General features: G+C 62.7%; 23 protein-coding genes, 1 tRNA gene and 1 riboswitch. All 24 genes read right to left on the bottom strand.

The annotated features are described in order from the left end of the window. Positions 1 to 106 precede the first annotated feature (106 nt). A complete protein-coding gene (locus LNV09_RS10870) occupies positions 107 to 1849 on the bottom strand; it encodes an SUMF1/EgtB/PvdO family nonheme iron enzyme (protein WP_263557109.1) in 1743 nt (580 codons plus the stop codon). 119 nt (positions 1850 to 1968) lie between these two features. Continuing rightward, the gene (locus LNV09_RS10865) at positions 1969 to 2511 is read right to left on the bottom strand and encodes a histidine phosphatase family protein (RefSeq protein WP_263557108.1); all 543 of its coding nucleotides are present in this window, start codon (positions 2509 to 2511) and stop codon (positions 1969 to 1971) included. Next, positions 2501 to 3298 (bottom strand): adenosylcobinamide-GDP ribazoletransferase, encoded by a 798-nt coding sequence (locus LNV09_RS10860; RefSeq protein WP_263557107.1) that lies wholly within the window; start codon positions 3296 to 3298, stop codon positions 2501 to 2503. The genes LNV09_RS10865 and LNV09_RS10860 overlap by 11 nt, the downstream gene beginning before the upstream one ends. Positions 3299 to 3371: 73 nt before the next feature. Next, the gene (locus tag LNV09_RS10855; RefSeq protein WP_263557106.1) at positions 3372 to 4922 is read right to left on the bottom strand and encodes a DUF3369 domain-containing protein; all 1551 of its coding nucleotides are present in this window, start codon (positions 4920 to 4922) and stop codon (positions 3372 to 3374) included. A 150-nt stretch (positions 4923 to 5072) separates the two neighbouring features. Then, on the bottom strand, positions 5073 to 6110 hold the full coding sequence (gene cobT / locus LNV09_RS10850; RefSeq protein ID WP_263557105.1) for a nicotinate-nucleotide--dimethylbenzimidazole phosphoribosyltransferase: 1038 nt from the start codon (positions 6108 to 6110) through the stop codon (positions 5073 to 5075). Next, positions 6098 to 6898 (bottom strand): ABC transporter substrate-binding protein, encoded by an 801-nt coding sequence (locus LNV09_RS10845; RefSeq protein ID WP_263557104.1) that lies wholly within the window; start codon positions 6896 to 6898, stop codon positions 6098 to 6100. The genes cobT and LNV09_RS10845 overlap by 13 nt, the downstream gene beginning before the upstream one ends. After that, on the bottom strand, positions 6895 to 8436 hold the full coding sequence (locus LNV09_RS10840; protein ID WP_263557103.1) for a cobyric acid synthase: 1542 nt from the start codon (positions 8434 to 8436) through the stop codon (positions 6895 to 6897). The genes LNV09_RS10845 and LNV09_RS10840 overlap by 4 nt, the downstream gene beginning before the upstream one ends. After that, positions 8433 to 9446: an aminotransferase class I/II-fold pyridoxal phosphate-dependent enzyme gene (locus tag LNV09_RS10835; protein ID WP_263557102.1), complete on the bottom strand. Its 1014-nt coding sequence runs from the start codon at positions 9444 to 9446 to the stop codon at positions 8433 to 8435. The genes LNV09_RS10840 and LNV09_RS10835 overlap by 4 nt, the downstream gene beginning before the upstream one ends. After that, positions 9443 to 10378 carry an adenosylcobinamide-phosphate synthase CbiB gene (cbiB, locus tag LNV09_RS10830; RefSeq protein ID WP_411969263.1) on the bottom strand — a complete coding sequence of 312 codons (936 nt, stop codon included), beginning with the start codon at positions 10376 to 10378 and terminating at the stop codon, positions 9443 to 9445. The genes LNV09_RS10835 and cbiB overlap by 4 nt, the downstream gene beginning before the upstream one ends. A 32-nt stretch (positions 10379 to 10410) precedes the next feature. Next, complete coding sequence (gene cobO, locus LNV09_RS10825; protein WP_263557100.1) at positions 10411 to 10980, bottom strand: cob(I)yrinic acid a,c-diamide adenosyltransferase; 570 nt, start codon at positions 10978 to 10980, stop codon at positions 10411 to 10413. Between the two features lie 17 nt (positions 10981 to 10997). Continuing rightward, positions 10998 to 12299, bottom strand: a complete 1302-nt coding sequence (locus tag LNV09_RS10820) for a cobyrinic acid a,c-diamide synthase CobB (RefSeq protein WP_263557099.1) — start codon at positions 12297 to 12299, stop codon at positions 10998 to 11000. Next, positions 12296 to 13168 (bottom strand): ABC transporter ATP-binding protein, encoded by an 873-nt coding sequence (locus LNV09_RS10815; RefSeq protein WP_263557098.1) that lies wholly within the window; start codon positions 13166 to 13168, stop codon positions 12296 to 12298. The genes LNV09_RS10820 and LNV09_RS10815 overlap by 4 nt, the downstream gene beginning before the upstream one ends. Then, positions 13165 to 14169: a FecCD family ABC transporter permease gene (locus tag LNV09_RS10810; RefSeq protein ID WP_263557097.1), complete on the bottom strand. Its 1005-nt coding sequence runs from the start codon at positions 14167 to 14169 to the stop codon at positions 13165 to 13167. Before LNV09_RS10810 ends, LNV09_RS10815 begins: the two co-directional genes overlap by 4 nt. A 10-nt stretch (positions 14170 to 14179) precedes the next feature. Beyond that, positions 14180 to 15094: an ABC transporter substrate-binding protein gene (locus tag LNV09_RS10805; RefSeq protein WP_263557096.1), complete on the bottom strand. Its 915-nt coding sequence runs from the start codon at positions 15092 to 15094 to the stop codon at positions 14180 to 14182. Further along, complete coding sequence (gene cobU, locus LNV09_RS10800) at positions 15091 to 15654, bottom strand: bifunctional adenosylcobinamide kinase/adenosylcobinamide-phosphate guanylyltransferase (protein ID WP_263557095.1); 564 nt, start codon at positions 15652 to 15654, stop codon at positions 15091 to 15093. The genes LNV09_RS10805 and cobU overlap by 4 nt, the downstream gene beginning before the upstream one ends. Positions 15655 to 15679: 25 nt before the next feature. Beyond that, entirely contained in the window at positions 15680 to 17509 is a 1830-nt protein-coding gene (locus LNV09_RS10795; RefSeq protein ID WP_263557094.1) for a TonB-dependent receptor domain-containing protein, read from the bottom strand. Positions 17510 to 17669: 160 nt separating this feature from the next. Then, a riboswitch (cobalamin riboswitch) is annotated at positions 17670 to 17904 on the bottom strand. After that, the gene (locus LNV09_RS10790; RefSeq protein ID WP_263557093.1) at positions 17901 to 18323 is read right to left on the bottom strand and encodes a hypothetical protein; all 423 of its coding nucleotides are present in this window, start codon (positions 18321 to 18323) and stop codon (positions 17901 to 17903) included. It overlaps the preceding riboswitch by 4 nt. A 59-nt stretch (positions 18324 to 18382) precedes the next feature. Further along, positions 18383 to 19048, bottom strand: a complete 666-nt coding sequence (gene pth / locus LNV09_RS10785) for an aminoacyl-tRNA hydrolase (RefSeq protein WP_263557092.1) — start codon at positions 19046 to 19048, stop codon at positions 18383 to 18385. A 99-nt stretch (positions 19049 to 19147) separates the two neighbouring features. Next, entirely contained in the window at positions 19148 to 19768 is a 621-nt protein-coding gene (locus tag LNV09_RS10780) for a 50S ribosomal protein L25/general stress protein Ctc (RefSeq protein ID WP_263557091.1), read from the bottom strand. 180 nt (positions 19769 to 19948) lie between these two features. Further along, a complete protein-coding gene (locus tag LNV09_RS10775) occupies positions 19949 to 20911 on the bottom strand; it encodes a ribose-phosphate pyrophosphokinase (RefSeq protein WP_263557090.1) in 963 nt (320 codons plus the stop codon). A gap of 93 nt (positions 20912 to 21004) precedes the next feature. Continuing rightward, positions 21005 to 21081, bottom strand: a tRNA-Gln gene (locus tag LNV09_RS10770). A gap of 101 nt (positions 21082 to 21182) precedes the next feature. After that, positions 21183 to 22175 (bottom strand): 4-(cytidine 5'-diphospho)-2-C-methyl-D-erythritol kinase, encoded by a 993-nt coding sequence (ispE, locus tag LNV09_RS10765; protein WP_263557089.1) that lies wholly within the window; start codon positions 22173 to 22175, stop codon positions 21183 to 21185. 25 nt (positions 22176 to 22200) lie between these two features. After that, positions 22201 to 22740: an outer membrane lipoprotein LolB gene (locus LNV09_RS10760; protein ID WP_263557088.1), complete on the bottom strand. Its 540-nt coding sequence runs from the start codon at positions 22738 to 22740 to the stop codon at positions 22201 to 22203. After that, on the bottom strand, positions 22737 to 24527 hold the full coding sequence (locus tag LNV09_RS10755) for a tetratricopeptide repeat protein (protein ID WP_263557087.1): 1791 nt from the start codon (positions 24525 to 24527) through the stop codon (positions 22737 to 22739). Before LNV09_RS10755 ends, LNV09_RS10760 begins: the two co-directional genes overlap by 4 nt. Between the last annotated feature and the right edge of the window lie 45 nt (positions 24528 to 24572).

The following is a 24572-nucleotide window of genomic DNA, read 5'->3' as shown; positions in this document are numbered from 1 at the left end:
CGACCCGCCAAGCCAAAGCGGGTCGGAACAGGTCTTCGAAATACCGGCGAGACCTGACCGGTCTTTCGCCGGCCAGTGATGGCAAGGCGAAAGATCTTTTGCCTCGTCAATCAGCGAGCTCTACCGCGAACCAGTTGAGCTTCCAGCCCCCGTCGACCGCCCGGATGCGCAGCACATGGCGGCCAGCCTCCAGTCGAACCGGGCCAGCCCCGGCCATAGTCTGCCAGCTCTTGAAGCCCCCCGTTGCGGGCACGGCCAGCTCCAGCACGGGCTGCCCGTCCATGCTCAAAGCCAGACCCTTGCTGCCGGCCAGGCTGGCTACGCGGAAAGCGATTCGGTAGTTGCCGGCCCGCTGGACCTCGACGCTGTATTCGGTCCAACTGTCCTTGGCTATGCCGGGTGCGGAACCCGTCAAGTTCAAGCCAGCTTGACCGCCAGCATCTTCCATATCCTCTTGCGGCGCGACTTTGCCGACGCTGACATTGTCCATTCGGTTGAAATCTTCCGCCTGGACCCGTCCGGGCAGCGCGTGCACCTGGTCGGCCGTCAACACCGGCGCACTGAACTCGCTGAAACGATCGCGGTTGACGGCCACCACGGCATAGCTGTGCTTGCGCGCCTGGGCGGCCTCGTCCACATAAGGCTGCGCCTTGACGTCTGAAGCAATCCGCACAAAGTCGCCGCCGACGCTGTCACTGCGGTAGACGTGGTAGCCGAGTACCTTGGGATCGGGGCTGGCAGCCCAAGTCAGCTGAACGGCCGCCTTGCCGCCGGCCTGGGTCAGCTGCAAGCCTTGCGGCGGTTGCGGAAAAGGCTGCAAGCTCGCGCGGCGTGCTCGCTCTGCGGCTTGCGCTTGCGCCAGCTCTTTCTCGAATGCCAAGGCGGTTGGTGCCGAGCGCTTGTCGGCGGGCTTGTCCAGACTCTGGGCCAGGCGGAAGCCTTCGATCACTCCCACCCAATCGAGCGGCATGGCGTTACGCTGTGTGGCCGTGTTGCCTCGCCAATGCCAGGCGCCGCCGCGCAATACATGCATCTTGCAATCACCATCTAAACGCGCACTGCCGTCCGCCGGCGCGCCCTGGTAGTTCTCGCTCCAGCAGTCTTGCAAAAACTCGGCCGCATTGCCGATCAGGTCATGCAGCCCCAGCGGATTGGGCTTGTACATCCCGACGATGCTGGCGAAACCCGCCCCGTCATCGCAGGGCGAAATGCCGCCCATGAAGCCCTTGTAGGTGGCGCCAAAACGTTCCATGCCGGCATGCTCGGCCGACTGGTCGGATACATTCGCGAACTCGCAGATGCGCTTTTGGTCGATGTCGTCACCGAAGGGAAAGCCAGCCTTGCCTTTGCCCGCGCTGGCCGCGTACTCCCACTCGGCCTCGCTGGCCAGGCGGTAGCTCTTGCCGGTTTGCTGGGATAGCCATTTGGCATAGGCGTCGGCGCCAGCCCAACCTATGCAGACCGCCGGTTGGAACTCGCTGCTGGTCAGCTCGTTCTTGTCCCAGGAGCCCGGCGTGGCGCCCAGCCCGAACCAGCCCTGGATCGGCTGATGCACGCAGCTGTCAGGTGCCTTGTAGCCAGTCGATTGGACAAAGCGCCGGTACTCGGCCACGGTCACTTCGTACTTGGCCAGTTTGAAGGCTTTGATCTTGACCTTGTGGATGGGCAGGGCGCTGGCGTCTTGCGCGGCCTCGCCCATATAGGGTTTGCCGCCGCCCATTTGGAACTCGCCGCCGGAGACGGTCACCATCGGGGGTTCGATGTAGGCAGCCGGTGCAGGAGGCGCAGCAAGGGCTTGTTGGATGCTCAGGCCAAGGAGCGATAGGGCCAGGATGTGGGGTGTGTTCATGGCCTCATTCTGCGAATTCGTCGACCGGCCTGCTGGGCCAAGCGACGAAGGCGCCCTATCCGCCGCTGAAGTCGTTCAGGCGGCGACGAGTTCGGCGCAAGGCAGGGCCGCTGTAAACGCTATAACTGCCACAAGTTCCCATAGCGCGGTGGCTTGGGCCAAAGCGCGGCAGTCGGCAGCAAGACCTGACCCTGCTCGACCCGCCATTGCCGCGCCAGCATCCAACCACCATGGCTGATCACCAAACAGCCACCAGCTGGCGGGCGCCAGTTGCCGGCGCGCGCCAGCAAATTGGCGAGCGACTCGCCACCGCCCGGCGCGTAGGCCACAAAGTCGTCCATCCAGGCATCCACCTCGGCGCGCGCGATCTCTGCCCAGGCGCGGCCATCCCAGGCGCCGAAGTCCAGTTCCAGCAAGGCCGGGTCTTGATGGTGCTGCCAGCCCCAGGCCTTCAGCCAAGCGCCGACCTCGGCACAGCGGCGCAGCGGCGAGCTGTAGATGATTTTGGGCAGCCGCTCACGCCGCGCCAACTTTTGAATTCGACGGGCCAAGCATTTGCTGCGCCGCCAATGCACCGGCAGATCGGTGCCGGCGCCGATACAGCGGCCCGCGGCGCCTTCTGGGCTTGGATGACGCCAAACCCGCAAGCGATCAGAAGACATTCAAAAGCGCCAAAAAGCTCAACAAGATGCCCAGCTCCACCACTTGCTGGGTGGCGCCGAGGTTGTCGCCGGTGTAGCCGCCCAGGCGGCGGTCCAGCCAAGCCTGCATATAAAGCGTCAGGCCGGCAGCGCTCAGCAGGGCCAACAGCAAGCTCGGCAACAAGGCCGGCATCAACCAGAGCAAAGTAGCGCCCGCTGCCCAGACCCAGCCGAAGGCGACGCTCAAGGTGAGGCCATCGGCTTGCGTGGCCAGCGGCTTGGCTTTTGCATGGTCGGCGTCGCCGGCATAGCTCAGGCTGTGCATCAGCCAAACCGGTGCCGCGCGCGAGGCGGTGTGCGCCCAGATCGTCAGCAGCACGGCCAATTCGGGGCTGGCCTCGGCCAGCGCCAACAGCGACGCGGCCTTCAGGCCCAGTAGCAGGATCAGGCCCAGTGAGCCGTAGCTGCCAATGCGCGAGTCTTTCATGATGGTCAGCGCCCGCTCGCGGCTGACCGTGCCGCCGAGACCGTCGCAGGTGTCGGCCCAACCGTCCTCGTGGAAGCCACCGGTCAGCCAGACGCTGGCCGCCATGCTCAAGCCCACGGCAACTGCGGGCGGCCAGATCCACAAACCGAGCCAGAGCACCAGGCCTGCGAAGCCGCCTATGAACAGGCCGACGGCCGGGAAGTAGCGCGCGCATTGCTGCAGCCAGATGGGCTCAAAGCCCACCCAGCCAGGCGTCGGGCAACGGCTGAAAAATTGCAAGGCGATGAAGAACAGGCGCAATTCGTGCAGCAAAAGGCTCATGGCAGAAAAGAGGGCCTAAGGAGGCGGAGCAGCGAGCCCCGCACTCTACCTTGCTGCTTGGACTTGGATGAGCTCAGGCGTCCGGATAGCGCCTGTAGATCTCGTGCACTGCTTCCAAGTTGTCAAACAACTGCTTCACCAGATCGGGGTCGAATTGCTTGCCGGACTGTTCGGTGATGTAGGCCAGCGCGGCATCAAACTCCCAGGCTTCTTTGTAGCAACGCCCGCTGACCAGCGCATCCAATACATCGGCCAGCGCCACGATGCGGCCGGCGATATTGATTTGATCGCCGATCAGGCCGCGCGGATAGCCGGCGCCGTCCCAGCGTTCATGGTGCTCATGCGCAATGATGGCGCCAAGCTGCAGGATGCGTTTATCGGACTTGCTGAGCAGCTCAAAGCCGATGCGCGCATGGGTTTGCATGATTTCCCATTCTTCGGCGTCGAGCTTGCCGGGCTTGTTCAAGACCCGGTCCGGGATGCCGATCTTGCCCACATCATGCAGCGGCGAGGCCTGCCGCATGAATTCGACGTCAGCAGCCCGCATGCCGGAGGTTTCGGCCAGCAGCGCGGAGATTTCGCCGACCCGCCGTACATGGGCGCCGGTCTCCTTGGAGCGTCGCTCGACCGCTTCGCCGAGTATGAAAACGGTGGAGCGCTGGGTTTCTTGAATCTCTTCGCGCAGCAGCAGTGACTCGTAAGTGATGGCGACGTTGGCGCAAAAAATCTCCAGCAACTCGCGCGCCTGCGCATCGACCGGGTCCGAGAACTGCATATAGAGCAAGGTCTCGTTATCGGTGCTGCTGCGGTAGTAGCCGATGAAATGGTGGGCGTCGAAATAGCCGCATTGATCAATCAGTGCGCGGTCCAAGGCGGTCTTGACTTCGGGCGGCAGATTGCTGATTTCGTCATCAACCAGCAGGCGCGAATAGTCGGCCGTGGCGGCCAGCACCTTCAGATGGCCTTCGCAGTTACTGGCTGCATAGGCCGAGACTCGGCTGGCACACAGGGCGCGCGCGTCCATGCCCAGCAAATGGGTCACTTGCTCCAGGACGGCGGAGGCAAAGCGGCGCAGATTTTGTGAGTCGTAGACGCGCGTGATCGCGTCGATCGAGCGGCGCAACGCCTGGCGCGACTGCTCGATGATCATGATGTCGCGGTAGCTGCGCAAAGCGGCGTAAAACACCGTGATCAGCTTGCGCTTGGTCAGCTCGGTTTTTTCTTTGTAGTCATTGATGTCATAGGTCTTGATGACATGCTCTTCCGGCGCCTGACCCGGCTGGCCAGTGCGCAGCACGATGCGCACATGGTTGTTCTTCAATTCATCGCGGATATAGCGGGCCACGTCCAGCCCGGCGTGCTCCGACTCCATCACCACGTCGAGCAAAATCAGCGCCACATCATTGCGAGACTTCAGCAACTCGCGCGCTTCGACGCCGCTATAGGCGTCCAGAAACTGCAGGCGTCGGCCAGAAAACTCGAAGTCCGCCATCACCAGCTGCGTCACCTGATGGACGGCGACATCGTCGTCCACAATCATCACCACCCATGGCTCAAGCGGTTTGGGCGCCGTCTCGTCGCTGCCCGGGGCCGGCAATTCGTCTGCAAAAACCAAGTCTGTCATGGGACGCCTTTTGTCTTAGCGGGGCGGAGCTGTTTGCAGGCAGCGGCTCCAAACCTAGGGATTGTGCGAAAGCTCTTGCGCTGATTATGGCCATGCTTTGGGCGAAGTAAACAATCATCTGCCAGGAATCCCGTGCAGAATGAGGCTTGCTCAGCCTTGTTGACTGACCCCGGCCGATTCAAAGCTGGCCATCTCCCGCAGAATCAGGCAAGCCGAGGCCAGCAGCGGCCAAGCCATTGCGGCACCCGAGCCTTCGCCCAGACGCATGCCCAGGTCCAACAGCGGCTCGGCTTCCAGTGCTTCCAGCATCAGGCGGTGACCCGATTCCATCGAGCGGTGCGCGAACACGCAGCGCTCCAGCACGGCCGGCTGCAAGCGCGCCGCCACCAAAACGGCAGCGCTGGCGATGAAACCATCCACCACGATGACGCGCCGCTCCAGTGCCGCTTGCAGCACTGCGCCCACCATCATCGCAATTTCGAAGCCGCCCATGGCCGCCAAGGCCTGCAGCGGCTCGGTGGCCTCGGCATGGCGCTGCAGCACGGCGCTCAGCGTGGCGATCTTGCGCTGCAAGCCGGCGTCATCCAGGCCGGTGCCGCGGCCCGTGCAGGCCTCGACCGGCAAATTCTGCAAGCGCGCCAGCAGCAAAGCGGCGCTGGAGGTGTTGCCAATGCCCATCTCGCCCAGCAGCAAGGCATTGCCGGGGCGCTTGGTCAGCAAGTTCTTGCCTGCAGCTATTGCGGTGGCACATTGATCGCTTGTCATTGCCGCCTGCTCGGCGCAGTCGGCCGTGCCTGCGGCGATCTTGGCGATGACCAGACCGGCACGCGGAGCGAAATCATGCGCGACGCCGGCATCCACCACCGTCAGGGCCAGGCCATGCTGGCGCGCCAGCACGCTGACCGCCGCGCCGCCGGCCAGAAAGTTCTCCACCATCTGCCAGGTCACATCGCTGGGGTAGGCCGACACGCCGCGCCGCGCCAGGCCATGATCGCCGGCAAACACCATCAGTTGCGGCTCGCGCAAAACGGGTGTGTCGCTGCCCAGGATCAGACCGATGCGCAACATCAAGGCTTCCAGCTGCCCCAGCGAGCCCAGCGGCTTGGTCTTGCCATCGATGCGGCGCTGCAGCGCGCTTGCCAGCGCCGGATTTTGCAAGGTGGGGATTACTGGAATCAGGTTTTGCATATTGAGTTTGATGAGTTCGCGATAAAGGTTTGGATGGCCGCCTGCACTTGGGCGGCGCCGCGTTCGATCGCGGTAGGGCCGGGTGCCAGGATGTCGGCCGACTTGATTTCAAGCAGTTGCGCGCCCAAACCGGCAAAGCCGGGTCGAGCCAGCACCTTGTCCGGCACAAAGCGCTTGCCGCACCAACTGCCCAGGATCAGCTCAGGCCTGCGGGCCAGGATGTCTTCGGCGCTGACGATGCGATCACGCGCCAAGCCGGCGCGAGCCTTGTCGGCAAAGATGTCGATGCCGCCGGCCAATTCGATGATTTCGCTGACCCAGCCAATGCCGCAGATGATGGGCTCGTCCCATTCTTCAAAACACACCCGTGGCCGCCGCGCCAGCTGCGCGGCCGCAGCGGCAATGCGGTCCTGGCAGGCCTGCAACTGCTCGCACAAGGTCTCGGCAGCAAGCTCTTTCTCAACCAAGGCCCCGAGCCGCCGCACCATGGCATGGATGCCAGCCAGGTCGCGGTGGTTGAACCATAGCGTGGCCAAGCCGGCGCGCTCGCATTCATCCAGCAGAGGGCGCTGCAGATCGGAGAATCCAATCACCAGATCCGGCTGCACGGCCAGGATCTTTTCTATCTTCATGCTGGTGAAGCCGCTGATTTTGGGCTTGTGCTGGCGCGCCTCGGGCGGGTAGACGGTGTAGCCGGAGATGCCGGCGATATGGTCTTGGGCGCCGATGCGGTAGAGCGTGTCCACCGCCTCGGTGGACAGGCATGCGATGCGCTGAGGAACACTCATTGCGCGCCGTCCTGCTGGAGCAAACCCATCAACACGCCGGGCTCAAAATGGGCCTCAATGAAATCGGCCAGGCCCTCAAATACCGCGTCCAGGCCCGGCTGCTCGGCGCCGAACAAGGCTTGCATCACGCGGGTCTGTTCGAACAGGCCATGGGCATAGCAGCCCAGCACCGAGCCGTGGCTCCAGCCTATGGCCTCACCGAGTTCGTTGCGGACGGCGACCCGCGCGGCCGCCATGGCCGGATGTTGGACCGTACGGCCGTGGTGAATTTCATAACCTTCAGTCTCAATGCCCGCAAGCGCGCTCCAGGGCTCGGTCAGCGCTTCGAAGCGCAGCGAGCAAGGCTTGAGGAGCTTGTCTTTCTCGAACTGCGTTACCAGTGGCAGCAGACCCAGGCCAGGCGCATTGCCGTCCAGGCCATGTGGGTCGAGCAGGCTTTCGCCCAGCATCTGCAAGCCGCCGCAAATGCCCAGCAGCGGTTTGCCTGCCGCCGCATGCCGGGCGATCACCAGATCGAGCTTCTGAGCGCGCAGCCAGGCGAGGTCGGCCGCGACGGCTTTCGAGCCCGGCAAGATGATCCAGTCGGCGACTTCCAGCTGCGCCGGCGAGCGGGCCCAGCTCAGGCGCACATCGGCCAAGCTGCGCAAGGGCTGGAACTCATCGAGATTGGACATGCGGGGGTAGGCGACGATGGCGATCTTGAGTCCTGAGCCGCTGACGCTGTCGTCAAACACCCCGTCTTCTTCCGGCAAGCCGTGGCCGCGCCACATCGGCAGCACGGCAACGGTGGGCACACCGGTCAGCGCCTGCAATTGCTCCGGGCCGGGCGCCAACAAAGAGGCATCGCCGCGAAAGCGGTTCAGCACATAGCCCTTGATCAAAGCGCGCTCGTGGGCGGGCAGCAATTGATGCGTGCCGAAGAGATGGGCAAAGGCGCCGCCGCGGTCGATATCGGTGACCAGCAAGCAGGCGGCCTTGGCCTCCAGCGCGGTGCGCATATTGACGTAGTCGCTGCTGTGCAGATTGATCTCGGCCGGCGAGCCGGCGCCCTCGATCACCACAACATCGTTCTCGGCCAGCAGCTCGTGCAGCGGCGGGCGCGCGCGCAGCCAGAGTTTTTCACTGCGCTCGCGCCAAGGCATATCGGTCAACTCGCTGTCCACCTCGCCCAACACGATCACCTGCGAGGCGGTGTCTTTCTCGGGCTTGAGCAAGACCGGGTTCATGCGTACCTCGGGGATTCGACGGGCGGCCAGCGCTTGGAAGTATTGTGCGGAGCCGATTTCGCCCATGGTGCCGTACAAACCCGGGCGGAGCGCAGGGCCGCTCCCAAGCTCCGCCGCGCCCCCTCGGGGGGCCGCCTGCGTACCCGCGGGCGAGGGGCTCATGACCACACGTGCGTTATTGCTCATGTTTTGCGCCTTGTAGGGGGCGACTTTGAGGCCTCGGCGGGCGTAGTAGCGGCATAGCGCTGTGGCCAGCCAGCTCTTGCCCGCGCCGCTGGTTGTGCCCAGCACCATCACTGCCTTGGCTGTCATGTCTGTAGTTCCTTGATCGCCAGGCGCAAAGCTTGTTGAGCCTGGGGTGATTGAGTGGAGAGCCGCACCCAGCCGGGCAGGGCAAAAGAAGTCGCGTCGCGCAGCTTGACGCCGCGCTCGCGCAGCCGAACCAGCCAGTCCGCTTGGCAAGAAGGCTGTGCCAACCAGAAGTTTGTGCAGCTGGGCCGCTGCTGCCAGCCCAATTCGGCCAGCAGCGCTATTTGGCTGGCGCGCCAGGCAATCACTTGCTGCCAGACTTGGTGCAAATGATGGCGGGTCTCGGCGCTGTGCCAATGCATCAATAAGTTGACACCCTCGCTGGACAGTACCCAGCTTGGGGCGAGGCGCGTTGCGCAGTCGGCCAAACGACCAGACGCTGGTGCCAGCAGATAGGCAGCGCGCACGCCGGTCAGGCTCAATGCTTTATTGGGGCAAATAAGACGCCAAGCCTGCTCTGCCAAGCTCGCCGGCATTTGGCTGCTGCCGTCCAAGCGCAGCGGTTCATAGGCGCAGTCGACAGCCAAGACCGAGGCGCTGGCTTGCAGCGCGGCGTCCAAGGCCAGCCAGTCGGGGCGGCTGAGGCTGTCGCCGGTCGGGTTGCAGGGCTCGCACACCCAGACCAGGGCGGGTTCTTGCAAAGCCGCACACAGCGCCGGCACGCTGGCATAGCGCTGTACTTGCAGACCCAGTGCCAAGGCCGCCGCCGCATAGTCACCAAAGCCCGGGTGCGGCACCCAGACCGCGCGCAGACCTGAAAGCAGCGCTGCCAGGCTCAGGCGCCGAATGGCCTCGGCGCCTCCCGAGGCGGGCAGCACGCGCGCGGCATGGACGGATTCGGCCGAGCCCAGATGCTCGCGCAGGCGCTGATAGTCGGGATCGGGATAGCTGCCACGGTCTGCCGCCAAGACCGCTCGCAACAACGCTGGCGGCGCGCCCAGCGGGCTGGCATTGCTGGAGAAATCATGGCGAATTGCCGGCCCGCTGTCGCTGCCACCATGTTCAGAGATCACAAGCCACCTCGCAGGGCCGCAGCGCCGACCATCAAGCACATAGCGGACGCGAGCATCGCCTTCAACGCCAAGACTTGCGCCCGGCTGATGTCGGCCGGCGTCACTTCCGCGCCGGCCTCGTTCAGCATAAAGACGCCCGGTTTGGCCAGCCGCACGTTCAGCCGCAATGCCATCGCCGCCATCGGCCAGCCGCTGTTCGGTGAGGGCGTGCGCCTGGCTTGCTGCCAGAGCGCGGGCAGCAAATTGAACTTGAAGCCCAGCATGGCCAAAGCGGTGATGCGCGCAGGCACCCAAGACAGTAAATCATCGGCACGCGCCGCCCATTTGCCGGCCCATTCCCACTGACCGCGATAGCCCCACATCGCATCCGCCGTGTTGGCGAAGCGGTAAATCGCCGCACCCGGCAGGCCCGCCAGCATGAACCAGAACAGCGGCGCCACGACCGAGTCGTTGAGGTTCTCGGCCAAGGTTTCGGTGGCTGCCTCGCGCACTTGAGATTCACTCAAATTGCTGGTGTCGCGGCTGACCAACCGCGCCAAGCGCGCACGTCCGGCCGGCAGCGATTCAGCCAAGGCCATCTCTACCGCGCCGACCTCATCGCTGAGCATTCTCCAAGCGAGCATCGGCTTCAAGATCAGACCCAAGAGCAGGCCGGCGCCCAGCAGACCGGGCCAGCCTTGCCAGGGCTTGAAGGCGTAGATCAGCGATGTTTCCAAAAACGCTGCCAGCAGGCCGACATTGAGCGCACCGACGCACCAGATCAAGGCGCCAGCGCTGAAGGCAGCACGCGGTGCCAGCGTCAACAGGTGCTTTGAGAACAGGCCCAGGAACGAGCCCATCGCCACGACCGGATGCCAGCGCGGCGGCGGCTCGCCCCAGGCGCGATCGACGCCCAGCGCGACCAGCATGGCGAGAGGCAGTAGCCAGGGCATCAGATCCATCAAGCAGTCAATTTGTCAGTCAGTCAATCTTCTATGCCGCGCTGCGCCGGCACACCGGCCTTGAAATGGTGCTTCACCAGGCTCATCTCGGTGACGGTATCGGCCAACTCGATCAGCTCGTCCGGCGCGTTACGTCCGGTCAAGACCACATGCACATGGGCGGGCCGCTCGCGCAGCGCTTGCAAGACCGGCTCCAGAGGCAGCCAGCCATAGCGCAGCGGATACATGATCTCGTCCAGCACGACGAGGAAATGCTCGCCGGCCCGTATGGTCGTTTCGGCGCGCGCCCAGCCGTCGCGCGCCAATTGCGCGGAGTGCTCCAGATCCTTGCTCTTCCAGGAGAAGCCGTCGCCCAGACCTTCGATCGGAACACCCAATTGCTCAAACATGCGGTGTTCGCCAAAGCGGGCGCTGGGCACCTTCATGAATTGATAGATTTTGACCGCCTTGCCTCGGCCATGGGCGCGTAGCGCGAGGCCAAAGGCTGCGGTGCTCTTGCCCTTGCCGTCGCCGGTGTGGACGAACACAAGGCCGCGGCGCTCGGCAGTCGGGATCACGCGCTCGCGATCAACCGGGGGTGGGATGATTTCCATAAGGGTGCAGAACCGGTTCAGCCGGCAAAGAAGGCCGCGATCGCTGCCGGGTTGGAGGGGAAGTAATGATGTATATAGCTGGCGCGCAGGCTGCCATGTTGATACAGGGCTTCGGTGGTCCGGCCGGCGTTGGGATTGCTGGCGACGGCGACCGGCGTCAGCGGTGTGGCCAGGCTGGAGTAGTGAAAAGTGTGGCCGCGCAAACTGCCTTCCGGCCACTCTATGCTTTGCAGTCCCAAGGCCGAGAGCTTTTTTTGCATCACCGCTTGCCCCGGCATGACGCTGGCCATTGGGTGGGTGCGGCCTTCGATATCGGTCAAAGAAATGCTCAGGCAGAGCATGCCGCCGCATTCGGCCAGCAGAGGTTTGCCTGCCGTCAAATGTGCATGGATGTCGTCAAACAAGCTTGGGTGGCTGCGCAGCGCCTGGGCATGCAACTCCGGGTAGCCGCCTGGCAGCCATAGCGCGTCGCAGTCGGGCAAGACCTGACCCTGCAATGGCGAGAAGAGCAAAACCTCGGCGCCGAGGGCGCGCAGGCAGTCCAGATTGGCCGGATAGATGAAGCTGAAGGCGGCGTCTTGGGCCACAGCAATGCGACGGCCTTGCAAGGGCAGGGTGGGCGTGGTGACGGGCAGGTCCGCTGGCTCAAAGCGTACCGAGGCAAACTCGAAGCCCGGCTTCACGGCCGAGCCCCAAGCATCGGCCCAGCCGTCCAGAAGCGCATCCAGGTCCGGCAGCTCTATCGCCTGCACCAGGCCGAGATGGCGCTCGGGCAACGTCAGCGAGGCGTCACGGGGCAGGGCGGCGATCAAGGGCAGATCGGCGGGCAGACCTTCGCTGACCATGCAGCCATGCGCGGCGCTGCCGACGCGATTGGCAACCACGCCGCATAACTTGATATCGTGGCGGTATTGCTGCAGACCCAGCGCCAAGGCGCCAAAGGTCTGTGCCATGGCCGACGCGTCGATGACCGCCAGCACGGGCAGACCGAAAGCGGCGGCAAGATCGGCGCTGCTTGGATCGCCGTCGAACAAGCCCATCACGCCTTCGACCAGGATCAGGTCTGCCTCGCCTGCGGCTGACGCCAGCAAAGCGCGGCAATGCTCCAAGCCGCCCATAAAGAGGTCGAGCTGGTAAACGGCGTGGCCGCTGGCCCGCTGCAAGATCATCGGGTCCAGATAGTCAGGCCCGGTCTTGAATACGCGCACCTTCAAGCCAATCCGCGCATGCCAGCGGGCAATCGCTGCGGTGATGCTGGTCTTGCCCGAGCCGGAAGACGGCGCACTGATCAGCAGCGCCTGACAGTGAGACGCTTTCATTCGCCTGCCCGCTTCAGTGGCAGCACATTGCCGGTGGTCTTGGCTATCGGTCTGCTTTCGGGCATTGCTGTGGGCAATGCCGCCGGCAGGGCCAACCATTGGCCCTGGACCTCGATCAGGTGCAAGCGATCATCAAACACCGTTTGCAGCGCCGCCCTGGTGTCGGCCCGCTGCGGTGCGCCGTGGCAGCTGACGCGGCCCGCCTGCATCACCACCAGGCTGTCGGCCTGCAAGGCCATATTGAGTTCGTGCAGCACGCTCACAACGGCAACCCCTGAGGCAACAAGTTCGCGCACCAGGCCTAACCAGTCGGCTTGATGGGGCGGGTCCAGATGAGCCAGCGGCTCATCCATCAACAGCACCTTGGCTTGCACGGCGAGCGCACGGGCCAGGAGGACGCGCTGACGCTCGCCACCCGAGAGGCGCCCGAGTGGACGTTCACGCCAGTCCCAACTTTGGGTTTGCTGCATCGCCTGCACCACGGCCGCATGGTCGGCGCTGCTGGGCGGCGCCAGCCATGCCTGGTGCGGCAAACGGCCCAGCATCACCACTTCATAGGCGCTCAGCACGTCAGAGCTGGTTTCGTTTTGGCCCAACCAGGCTAATTGACGAGCCCGTTCACGGGCGGGAATCTGGGTCCAGTCCTGCCCAAAAAGCTGCACCCGGCCGCTCATCGGCAGCAGGCCGGCCAGCGCGCGCAAGAGCGTGGATTTGCCGGCGCCGTTGGGGCCGACGATGGCGGTCCATTGGCCTGTCTGCAATTGCAAGTCGATGGCAGCCAGGATGGGCTGACCCTGCAAATGCACGGATTCGATTTGCGCCTGCAAGGCAGGCGGCAGTGTTGGGTTCGGCGTTGAATTCAGCATCATGCGCGACTCTCCAAGAGCGGTTTGCGGTGCATCAACCAAAGCAAATAGGCGCCGCCCAGGACCGTGGTGACCACGCCGACCGGCAGCTCTTGCGGGGCCACCAACCAGCGCGCCAGGATATCGGCCGCCAAGAGCAGCGCCCCGCCGGTCAGGGCCGAAAGCAGCAGTAGCCAGCTGTGTGTGCAATGCAGGCGGCTGCGCACCAGATGGGGTGCTACCAAGCCGACAAAGCCAATCAAGCCGGCCTGCGCCACCGCCGCACCGGTTGCCAATGCCAGCACGCCAATCAAGAGCAAGCGGATCGTCTGCAAGCGCACCCCCAGTGAGGCCGCGGTCGATTCGCCCAGCGTCATCGCATCGAGTGCACGGCTGCATCCCATGGCCGCAAGCAGACACAGCAGCAAGAGCGGCGCCATGATCAGCACGCTGTTCCAGCCCAAGAAGCCGGTGCTGCCCATCACAAAGGCTTGCATGGGCCGCATGATGTCGGGTGCCAGCATGATCATCAAGGTGGTGGCCGAACCCAGCACCACGCCGACGATGACCCCGGCCAGCAGCAAGCGCATGGTTTGTTCCACCCCGCGTGCCAACACCAAGGTCAAGAGCACCGCGCCGACCGCGCCGCAGAAGGCCGCGCCGGTCAGGCCCACGCGCAGCCAAAGCGAGGCTGCCGCCGGAGATGTGCCTGCCAGCACCAAGAGCAGGGCCACGCCCAGGCCCGCGCCAGAGGAGGCGCCGAGCAAATAAGGGTCGGCCAGGGCATTGCGAAAAAGACCTTGCGCCACCGCTCCGGCCAGGCCCAGCAAAGCGCCAGCCACCCAGGCTCCGCTGGAGCGCGGCAGGCGAATCTGCCAGAGGATTTGCTGTTGAATGGCGTCGTCGCTGTTCAACCAGCTCAGGCCAAAGCCGGTGCTGCCCACCGTCACGCCAATCAACAGCAATGCGCTGCTGATCAGCGTTAGCGCCAGCAGCAAGGTCAGCGGCTTGCTATGGCGATTCATAGGGGGCGGCTCATGGTTTTGCGACTGCCTTGGTCTTGCTAGGTTCAGCGGCCAAACGACGCAGACAGCGCGCCATCCAGCCGGCAGCCTCGCCCATGCGGGGGCCGGGGCGGCCCATCACTTCGGACTCTTCCTTCGGGAAGACGCAAAGACGCTGTTCGCGCAGCGCGCGGATGCCGGCCCAGCCGGGGCGGCTGGGCAAATTGACGGCGCTGCGCTGCGCCACCATGATGATTTGCGGATCGGCGCGCACGATGAATTCGGGGTTCAACTTCGGAAAAGGGCCGAGCTCCTTGCCGACGATGTTTTTCAGGCCCAGTCGAGTCAGCGTCTCGCCAATAAAGGAGGATTCGCCGGCCGCAAAGGGTGCGCTGTCGACCTCGTAGTAGACGCTCATGCCCTTGATCTCGGGGGGCACGCTGGCGGCGGCCTGGGTGATCGCCGCGTCGATATTCAGCCAGACCTTTTGCGGCTCGGCCACGGCCAGCAGCTCACCGATCTTGCCCAGCACCCGCCGCACATCCTCTTGGCTGCGCGTCTCCAGCACCAGCACCTTGAGCCCCAAGCTGGCGAGGCGGTCTTGTACGCGCGAGGATGGCGCCACGATCACCACATCGGGGCGCAGCGCCACCACGGTTTCGATTTGCGTGTCGTCCAGGCCGCCCAGCTTGGGCAGCTTGTTGACCGACTCGGGGTAGTTGGAATAGCGGTCAACGCCGACCAGCCGGTCGCAGGCACCGAGTGCGCAGACCGTCTCGGTCAGCGAGGGCAGCAGCGTGATGATGCGGCGCGGCGGCTCGCTCAGTTGCAGGGTGTGGCCGGCGTCATCGACAATTTTGATGGGCGCGGCTGTTGCGCCTGCGCACAGCGCGGCCAGCATTACAAGTGTGGCCGTAGCGAAAACGGCGTGGATGTTTTTCTTCATGGCTTGTTTCTTTGCTCCACTGGCCGCGTCCAGGCTTGGCCGGCCACCATCAGGGTCAGGTCTTGACAGGCTTGCGCCACTTGCTGGTTCAAGCGACCCAACTCGTCGACATAAAAACGCGCCTCGCTGGACATTGGCGAGACGCCCCAGCCAACTTCGTTGGAGACAAACAGCACCGGTGAAGCCAGCTTTGGCAAGACATCCAGCAGCGCTTGCAGCTCGGCCTTCCAGCCCGCCAGATCGGGCGGACCCGACATGGGCATCAGCCAGTTGGTCAGCCACAGGGTCAGGCAGTCGACCAGCAAGAGCCGATGGGGTGCAGCATTAGCTTGCAAAGCTTCAGCCAGCAGCAAGGGCGACTCCACGCAAGCAAAACCGGCGGGCCGGTCTTGCTGGTGGCGCGAGATGCGCGCTTGCATCTCACTGTCCAAGGCCAGCGCGGTGGCAAGCACCGTCACTTGATGGCCGCTGGCAGCGGCCTGCCAGGCCAGTGCCAGCCGCTCGGCCTGGCGCGACTTGCCGCTGCGTTGGCCGCCGACGATCAAATGGTGCTGTGCCATGGTGCTGCTCCTGCTTGCTACAGGCTTACTGCGGCTCGTAGCGCAGTCCGAGGAAGAACTCGCGCCCTGGCTGATTGAAGCCGCGTGCGGTTTCATACTGCTTGTCGGCCACATTGTTGACGCGGGCGTTCAAGCTCCAGGCCGGGGCGAATTGCCAATCGCTGCGCAGATCGAGCGTGGCATAGCCGGCCAGCTTGTACTTGTTGGCCGCATCGTCAAAGCGCTGCGAGAAGCTGTTCAAGGAGGCGCCCAAATTGACGCTATTGCCGAGCTCCCAGTCGCCTTGCAGCTTGAAGCTGTCTTTGGCGCGACGTGGCAGCAGATTGCCGCTGGTGGCTACGCCATTGGTGGCGTTGTGCGGGTTAACGTGATCCAGCGATGCGCTCAATTTGACGGTTTGCAGGCTGAGCTCGTAGGCCAGCGAAATGCCTTCCGAGCGCGCGCGTGGCGTGTTGACGGGCGCCGGGCCGCTGGAGATGAAGTTGCGGTAGCGGTTGTCAAACAGCGCGGCTTTGAGGCTTTGTGTGCCTTGCTTCCAGCGCAGGCTCAGCTCCGCATGTTTGCCTTCTTCAGGCAGCAAGGTGGGGGTACCAAAGCCGGGGTAGTAGAGTTGGTTGAAGCTGGGTGCTGTGAAGCTCGTGCCGTAGCTGGCGCCCAGGCGCAGCGCCGGCGTCAAGGCATAGCCCCAGCCCAAGGCGCCGGTGTTTTGCTTGCCGAACTGCGAGTTGTCATCCATGCGCAAGCTGGCTTGCCAGCTGTGGTCGCCGCTGCTGCCATTCAGGCCCAGGCCCAGACCATTGATATTGCGCTCGCTGACTGTGAAGGCGTCGCCCGGGCGGCTGACCTTTTGCTCCAGTCGCTCGAGCAGCGCGAGTGCCGTGCCCACGGGCGTGTCCAGCGAGTTTTCCCAGCTGAACTGGCGCTGTTCGGTTTCGATCGCGCCAAGCTGAGTGAATTCGCTGGCGCTGGAAAGCGTGTCGTACTTGTCGGTGGACCTGGACGCCGACAGTTTGCTTTGCCAAGTCGGCATCAGCTGGCCTTGCAGGCGCAGGCTTTGCAAGCTGTTGCTGAGCTTGGCACGCGAGTCAACCTTGGGACCATCGTCAAAAGCCGTGTTTCCGGTGGAACTGATGGCGAGACCTTCCAGGCGCCAGCCCTGCGCGATTTGCCAGCCGACATTCAGACTACCGCCGGTCTGGCGAAAGCCGTCCTTGTCTGAGTTGTAGTTGCCGAACTGGGCGCTTTCATTGGTGGTCGAAAAGCCATCGGTGTCGGTGTGCTGCACCTGTACTGCGACATCCAGGCCTTGATGACCATAGGCCAAGCCGCCGGATAATTTGCCATAGGCGTTGGTGCCGACCACCGCGCTGGCATTGGGGTGCAGGCCGGCGCGGCCGCTGCGGGTGAAGATCTGGATCACGCCGCCCATCGCATTGCTGCCGTAGAGCGCAGACATCGGGCCGCGCACGATCTCGATGCGTTCGATGATTTCCATCGGCAAGTTATCGAGCGAAGCTGTGCCGACGGTCGCTGAGCTGACGCGTACACCGTCAATCAAGAGCAGGGTGTGCCGGGCTTCCAGGCCGCGAATGAAGAGCGATGCGCTCTTGCCAAGGCCACCATTGCTGGAAAACTGAATGCCGGGCTGTTGCGACAGCAGCTCAACCAGGGTGCGGCCTTCGGTCTTTTCGATATCGGAGCGGCTCAGCACCGTTACATCGGCGACCAACTGGTCGACCCGGCTGGCAGTGCGAGTGGCTGACACGACGATGGGCTCAAGCTTGCTGCTTGGGCCGGCCATTTGTGCCATGGCGCTGGTCGATAGGAGGGAGCTTGCAGTGGCCAGTGCAGCCATGGCGAAGGGAGCCTTCACGGAGCAGTAGGTCGCGTGAAAGGCGGGGCGTGCAAGACGCCGTGCAGAAGAAGTCATCAGGGATAGGCCAAACAAAACAACCAGGCATCAGCTCACCCGCTGATTACCTGTGGAACGGAATGCCTTGACCAAAAAAAGGTCGCGGCTCTCCACGTTGTTGGCCGGTATCCGGGCTGGTGGAACGAGGCCTGTGTCCTTCCCAGTGCAAAAGCACCAGTGGAGTAATGACAGGTCTTGAAACGCGGATGCGTTTCGTCCACTTACCGTTGCGGGGACAGCTCAGTTTGGGCTTGCTCCGTGGGAGCTTGCCGTTCTGATTCCCGTTTAACTGTGCAGATTTGAGGTTCTGCACGAGCACCAACAGCGCAGGATTCTAACCGGCTTGCGCAGCAGTCTTGGCTGGCTTTGGACTTGCCGGCGTTTTGGGAGCTTTGGGGGGCTTGGGCTGCTTGGGCGCCTTCGGTGCTTTGACCGAATCTGGCGCGTGTGCCTTGCCTGCACTTGCTGCCACCGGCGCTGGTCCGATGGGCTTGAGCCCGTCTATGCCGACGACCTTGCTATTGCGCCGACCGGCCTCGGCCTCTTTCTTCAGCCTGTCTCGTTCCAGCTCATTGGCGCGCTTGGCGTCGGCTATCGCATTGTCCTTGCTGGCCTGGGCTTGACCGGCACTGGGCTGGTCAAATACCAGCGGTGACGCGCTCGCCGGCTGTTGGCTTGGGCAAGGGGAGTCGCGCAGATCGCGGCCATCTGGGCCGCAACGGTAGATGGGTATGGTTCGAGGCTTTGTTTGGGCCAAGCTTGCTCCGACATAAGCCGTGATCACGACTGTCAAAAGCAGTGTCGGCGCAAACTTCATCAGCTGCTTTCTTGCGCGCTGGCTGGAAGCTCAGAGCTGACCGGTTTGGCTTCTTGTTGCGGCGGCTTCTCGGCTTTTGGCCGGGGCGGTTTGGCGTGAATCTTGGTCAGCGCCTTGTCCATTTGGCCCGACAGCATCAGCTCCACCGACTGCATCGATTTATCTATGCAGTCTTCCAGCATTTGTCGTTCTGCCAATGGCGGCTTGCGCAGCACATAGCCGGCGACCTCGTCTTTGTGCCCCGGATGCCCGATACCCAGACGCAGGCGCCAGAAATTGGCCGAACCTAGCTGTGCCTGCATATCCTTCAAACCGTTGTGGCCGCCGTTGCCTCCGCCTTGCTTGAACTTCATCTGGCCCGGCTCCAGGTCAAGCTCGTCATGGATGGCAAGAATTTCTTCGGGGGCAATTTTGAAAAATCTGGCCAAGGGCGCGACCGACTTGCCGGATAGGTTCATGAAGGTCATCGGCTGCAGCAGCCAGATCGGCCCCGGCGCACCGGGTGCGTTGTTCACGCGGGCGCACAGGCCGTAGTAATTGCGCTCGACCTGCATCGATGCGCCGAGCTTGCGGGCCAACTCATCTACCCACCAAAAGCCGGCGTTGTGGCGCGTGTGCTCGTATTCACTGCCTGGATTGCCAAGGCCAACAAAGAGTCGAATCATGGTGCGAGTTTATGGCCGTAGCCAAGCCTTTGACGAGTTTTTCAATGCAAAAAGGCCCCGCAGAGCAGGGCCTTTTGAACACACAAGGAGGAGGAAGAATTACTTCTTCTTCTTCTTCTTGCCGTCATCCACAGGCGCTGCTGCGACGACGATGATTTCTTCGGCGGCTGGATCAACCGGCGTAGCAACCACTGGGTTTGGCTTGCCGTGTGTGACGACCTTGATGCCGGCTGGCAGTGTCAAGTCATTGACGTGCACCGAGTGACCCTTGGTCAGGCCAGACAGGTTCACTTCGATGAACTCAGGCAACTGCTGGGCCAAGCAAGTGATCAGCAATTCGGTGATCACGTGGTTGACGGTGCAAGAGTCGGTCTTGACAGCGGCCGAGGTCTCTTCGCCCACGAAGTGCAAAGGCACCTTCTTGGTGATCTTGGTCGTGTTGTCAACGCGCTGGAAGTCTGCGTGCAGAACTTGCGGCTTGTACGGGTGCATCTGGAAATCGCGCAACAGCACTTGCGAAACGGCGCCGTTCAGTTCCATCTCGAGGATGGTGCTGTGGAAGGCTTCCTTCTTCAAGGCGTGGAACAAGGCGTTGTGATCCATTTCGATCATCGCTGGTTCGCCGGCGGCAAACACGATACCTGGGACGCGGCCAGCAACTCGCAGGCGGCGGCTCGCTCCGGTCCCCTGCAACTTGCGGTCAAAAGCTGTGAATTTCATAGTGACTCCAAAAAGGCTGAACACCCTCGTGGGTGTTCATGGTTTTGAGCGCCCGCGACCAGGCTGCTCGGCATGTGCAATCTTGCGATTGCGATTCAAACCCTCGCCAAGGCTAAACTTGGCGGCGGTTTAGAAGTTGTTGTTTTGTTCCGTTCGCGCTTTTAGCGCGCGGAGCCCAGTTCAAAAGTTGTTGTTTTGCTCCGAGAACAAGGACGTCACCGACTCACCGTCCGAAATCCGGCGGATCGTCTCGGCGAACAAGAAGGCCACCGACAGTTGGCGAATCTTGCCGCAGGCCTTGGCCGCATCGTTGAGCGGAATCGTGTTGCTGATGACGACTTCATCGAGCATGGACTTGGAGATGCGCTCGATCGCCGGGCCCGACAGAATCGGGTGGGTGCAATAAGCGAATACGCTCTTGGCGCCTCGATCCTTCAGCACTTCGGCGGCTTTCACCAAGGTGCCTGCCGTGTCGATCATGTCGTCCATGATCACGCAGTTGCGGCCGTCTATCTCACCGATCACATGCATCACTTCGGACACATTGGCGGCCGGACGGCGTTTGTCGATGATGGCCAAATCGCAACCGAGTTGCTTGGCTAGGGCGCGCGCACGGACCACGCCGCCAACGTCGGGGCTGACGACCACCAGGTTCGAATAATTGCGCGCCTTCAGGTCCGACAGCAGCACTGGCGAGGCATAAATATTGTCGACCGGGATATTGAAGAAGCCCTGGATCTGGTCGGCGTGCAAGTCCATCGTTAAGACGCGCTCGACGCCGACTTTTTCCAGCAGGTCGGCCACCACCTTTGCGCTGATCGGCACACGGGTCGAGCGTGGGCGGCGGTCTTGGCGGGCGTAACCGTAGTAGGGGATCACGGCGGTGATGCGGCGAGCGCTGGCGCGCTTCAGGGCATCAACCATGATCAGCAATTCCATCAGGTTCTCGTTCGTCGGCGCGCAGGTGGGCTGAATGACGAAGACGTCGCGAGCGCGAACGTTCTGCTGAATCTCGACGGTGACTTCACCATCGGAGAAGCGGCCGACCAGCGCTTTGCCGAGATCGAGGCCCAGGTGCGTTGCAATTTCTTGGGAGAGAACCGGGTTTGCGTTGCCGGTGAAGAGGACGGTATTGAGTAGCACGAGCCATCCTTTTTAAAAGGACCCGTGGCCAGCCAGCGTGTCCGGGTAATATCTTTACGACGCAGCGTCTTAGCGTCTCAGTGCAAATAACTTTGGCAGGGGAAGAAGGATTCGAACCTTCGCATGACGGAATCAAAATCCGTTGCCTTAACCAACTTGGCGACTCCCCTACACAGGACACAGCAGAGCTGCTGCACCCTATAACTTGTCTGTACTTGCTTACCAGTAATTTCTTCGAAAATCAATCTAAGAAACTACTTCAGCTTATCTTTCAATCGGCTGCCCAACCTTGCAGTGGGTGCCTATCTAAGCTGCGGCAAATTCTACCAGACCAATCTGCAGGTAAACCCTGCAACTTCGAAAAAATTATCTGATTTAACAGATTTTCTTCCTGTTCATTCGCTGGAGTTTTAACTCTAGCGAATACTGCGCTTCCGGAGCCCGTCATTCGACTATTGCCAAACTCGGATTCCAATATGTGCAGTGCTTGAACAACTTCGGTGCAATTTTCTTCGGCTGGTTTTTGCAAGTCGTTTCTACCGAAACTTCTTGGTGAGCCGCCGAGTAACTTCGCAATGCCTTCGCTGTCCAAACTTATCAATTCTTCGTGGCTCACCTTTTGGTGATTCAGCGAGCTTTCGCCCGTTTTTTCGCCTGAAGAATTGTTTGCAGGAAAGCCCGCTACTATAGCCACGTTTTTTGATCTTGCCAAGAGGGGGCTCGAAAAAATTTCTTGCGTGGAGATGCTTTGGCTCGGTTTGAGGACCGCAAATGTCAGCGGTGGCAGCTCGATCGGATGCAGGATTTCGCCGATGCCTTCCACGAAGGCATGGCTGCCGCCGAGAAAAAACGGCACATCGGCGCCGAGCTTGAGCCCCAGCGGCAGGAGCTTGGCGAGCGGCCAATTCAGCCCCCAAAGCCGGTTCAAGGCGAGCAAGGTAGAGGCCGCATCACTTGAGCCGCCGCCCATGCCGGCTCCTGCCGGCACGCGTTTTTCAATTTGTATGTCGACGCCATAAGTGCAGCCGCTTTGGGCCTGCAGCAGGCGCGCTGCGCGCAGGCATAAGTCGTCGGGGGGAAGGGCGGCGCCGTGGTCGTGGCGCAGCAGTTGGCCGTCGCTGCGGCGCTCGAAATGCAGGGTGTCGGCCCAGTCGATCAACGCGAAGATGGACTGCAAGAGGTGGTAGCCATCCGGCCTTTTGCCCACGACATGCAAGAAGAGATTGAGCTTGGCAGGGGCGAGGACGTCGTAGATGGCTTGCATGAAAGAAAAAGTGAGGGGGTTCTGTTCAGGGCTCGACCCGGGCGCGCAGCGTCACCGCAGGCTCGGCCGAACGGGTTGCCACGATCAGGCCGTCCTGGAGGCCGGCCAGGTCAATACGCCACCCGAGCTGGCTGAAGCCGACACCGTCTTGCCAGGTGTCGCTGGGTGTCTGTGGCCAAGGGCGGCCGCGCAACCAATCAAACAGCGCCGCCACGGGAATGGCTTCGCCCAAGAGTTCGCGTGTCAGGGCGTCGAGGTCGGCAAAGCTGCGCTCGGCGCCTGGGGTTTGCAGTACTGCTTCGGCCGGCCCCCAAGTCGCACGGGCGAGCAGGCTGCCCAGCGGCGTGCTCAGTTCAAGTTGACCGGCGCGTGGGTTGCCGCTGAGCTCGAAGCCAGCATTGCCGCCCGAGGCGCGGCCGGTGCTGCCGGCGACCTGTACGCTGAGTCTGCCGCTGATGCGTACATCGCCTTCGGCCCTGATCTCGGTGGGCCTGGGTGCCACGCTGGTGCATCCGCTCAGCAACAATGAGGCCGCCGCCAAAAACAAGTAGAGCAGGCTTCTCATGGTTGGGCTTTCAAGCGGTGCATGGTTTCGCGCAGGGCCTCGTTCTTGGGATCACGCGTCAAGCCTTCGCCCCAGATGCGCTGTGCTTGCGTGCGGTGGCCGCTGATCCAAAGTACCTCGCCCAAGTGCGCGGCGATCTCGGCGTCGGGTCGTGCCGCATAACTCTGACCTAGCAGTCGCAAGGCTTCGGCGTTGTTGCCGAGGCGATATTCCACCCAACCCAAGCTGTCAAGAATGAAGGGTTCCGAGGGCACGAAGCTGAGCGCCTTGGTGATCAAGGCCTTGGCTTCATCCAGCCTCAGATTGCGCTCGGCCAGCGAGTAGCCCAGCGCGTTGTAGGCGTGATGATGGTCGGGCTTGATCGCGATCACCCGGCGCAAGAGGATCTCCATCTCGTCGAGTCGGTCGAGCTTCTCGGCCATCATGGCCTGTTCGTAGATGAGGTCGGGGTCGTTTGGCAGGCGTTCGTTGGCTTTTGCCAGTACCTGATGTGCGGCCTGCCAGTCCTGCGCATCGCGCAGCAATTGCGACTCGGCCAGCAGTTTGGAGCGCAATTCTTCCGGACTGGTTTCAGGAAGCGTCTGCAGCAGCTTGCGTGCCTCGGCCAATTTGCCCTGGCGGGCCATCAAGGAGGCGCGTCGGAACTGAGCCTCTAGTTGCCGTTGCGGCGAGTCCACCTTGAGCAACCATGCTTGCGCCGCGTTCAAGTCACCGCGCAATTCGGCCGCTTGGGCCAGCAAGAGCCAAGTTTGTTGCCGGGCTTCGTTGTTGGTTTGTTGCTCGCCTTCGTCTTCGCCATCGCTGCGTGTGTTTGCTTGGGCAGATGTGCTGTTGTCGAGTTGCTTCAAATACTCGCGCAAGGCCGCGTCGGCCGCCTCTGCGTGTCGTAACTCCAGCTCCAAGGTGCCGAGCGCAAACCAGGCGCTGCTGGTGTTGGGTGACGCCAAGGTGATGGCGCGAAACTCACGCGCTGCTTCGGCCGGCCTTTGGGCGCGAGCCAGCGCACGGCCGTAGGCCAGACACAGGCCTAAGTTGTCGGGCTTGGATTGCAGGCGCCGGGTGATCAAGGCTTCGGCCTCGGCCTGCTGCGGCAATAGCTCCAAGGCCAGTTGCATGGCCTCATCGGACTCGGGGGCAAACGCTTCGATTTCCTGAGCCAGCACAAGCGCGCTTTGGCTGTCGCCGGCCGCAAAACTCAGTCTGGCCAAGACCATTTTTGCGGCCAATTTGGTTTCGGCTTGTTGTGTGGCGGTGTTCAGGATAGGTTCAAGGGCGGCCAGCACGCGCTTGGGCTCGGCGGCGCGTTGAAACAGCCGGGGCAGCGACTCCAGCACAACAGCTTGCTGCGCCGGCGGCGTGATGGCCAGCAGCGAACGAAGCGGCTCCACGGCATCGGCCGGGCGGTTCAACAAGGCCAGCAGTTGGACCACCATTTGATGCGCGGCGGCGGAGTTTGGCTGCGACTCACGCCAGGCCTTGGCCGCAATCAAGGCTTGGTCGCCGGCGCGTGCTTGCAGGGCGATATTGATGACGCGCTGGAACAAGGCTTCGTCACCGGTGCGGCGTGCCGCGTCCAGCAACACTTGGTAGGCGACACCGGGCTGGCCGGTATTGAGCTCCATCTCGCCGACCAATAATTGGTAGAACAGCGGCGCATCCATCTGCGAGTTGAGGGGTGTGCCCTCTGCCGCAGCGGCTGTAGGGCCGGCTATCGCCAGATTGGCTAGCAGCACCGCGGCGCCGACGGCGAGTGCCCCGGCTAGCTTGCGGCGAAATTTCTCGGGCATGAAGGCTCCTGCATGAATACAAACCCCGAACAATGCTGAACAACC

Origin of the sequence: Paucibacter sp. B2R-40 (assembly GCF_025717555.1) — a bacterium.
GTDB lineage: Bacteria > Pseudomonadota > Gammaproteobacteria > Burkholderiales > Burkholderiaceae_C > Paucibacter_A.
This window is presented reverse-complemented; position numbering and strand designations above follow the sequence as displayed.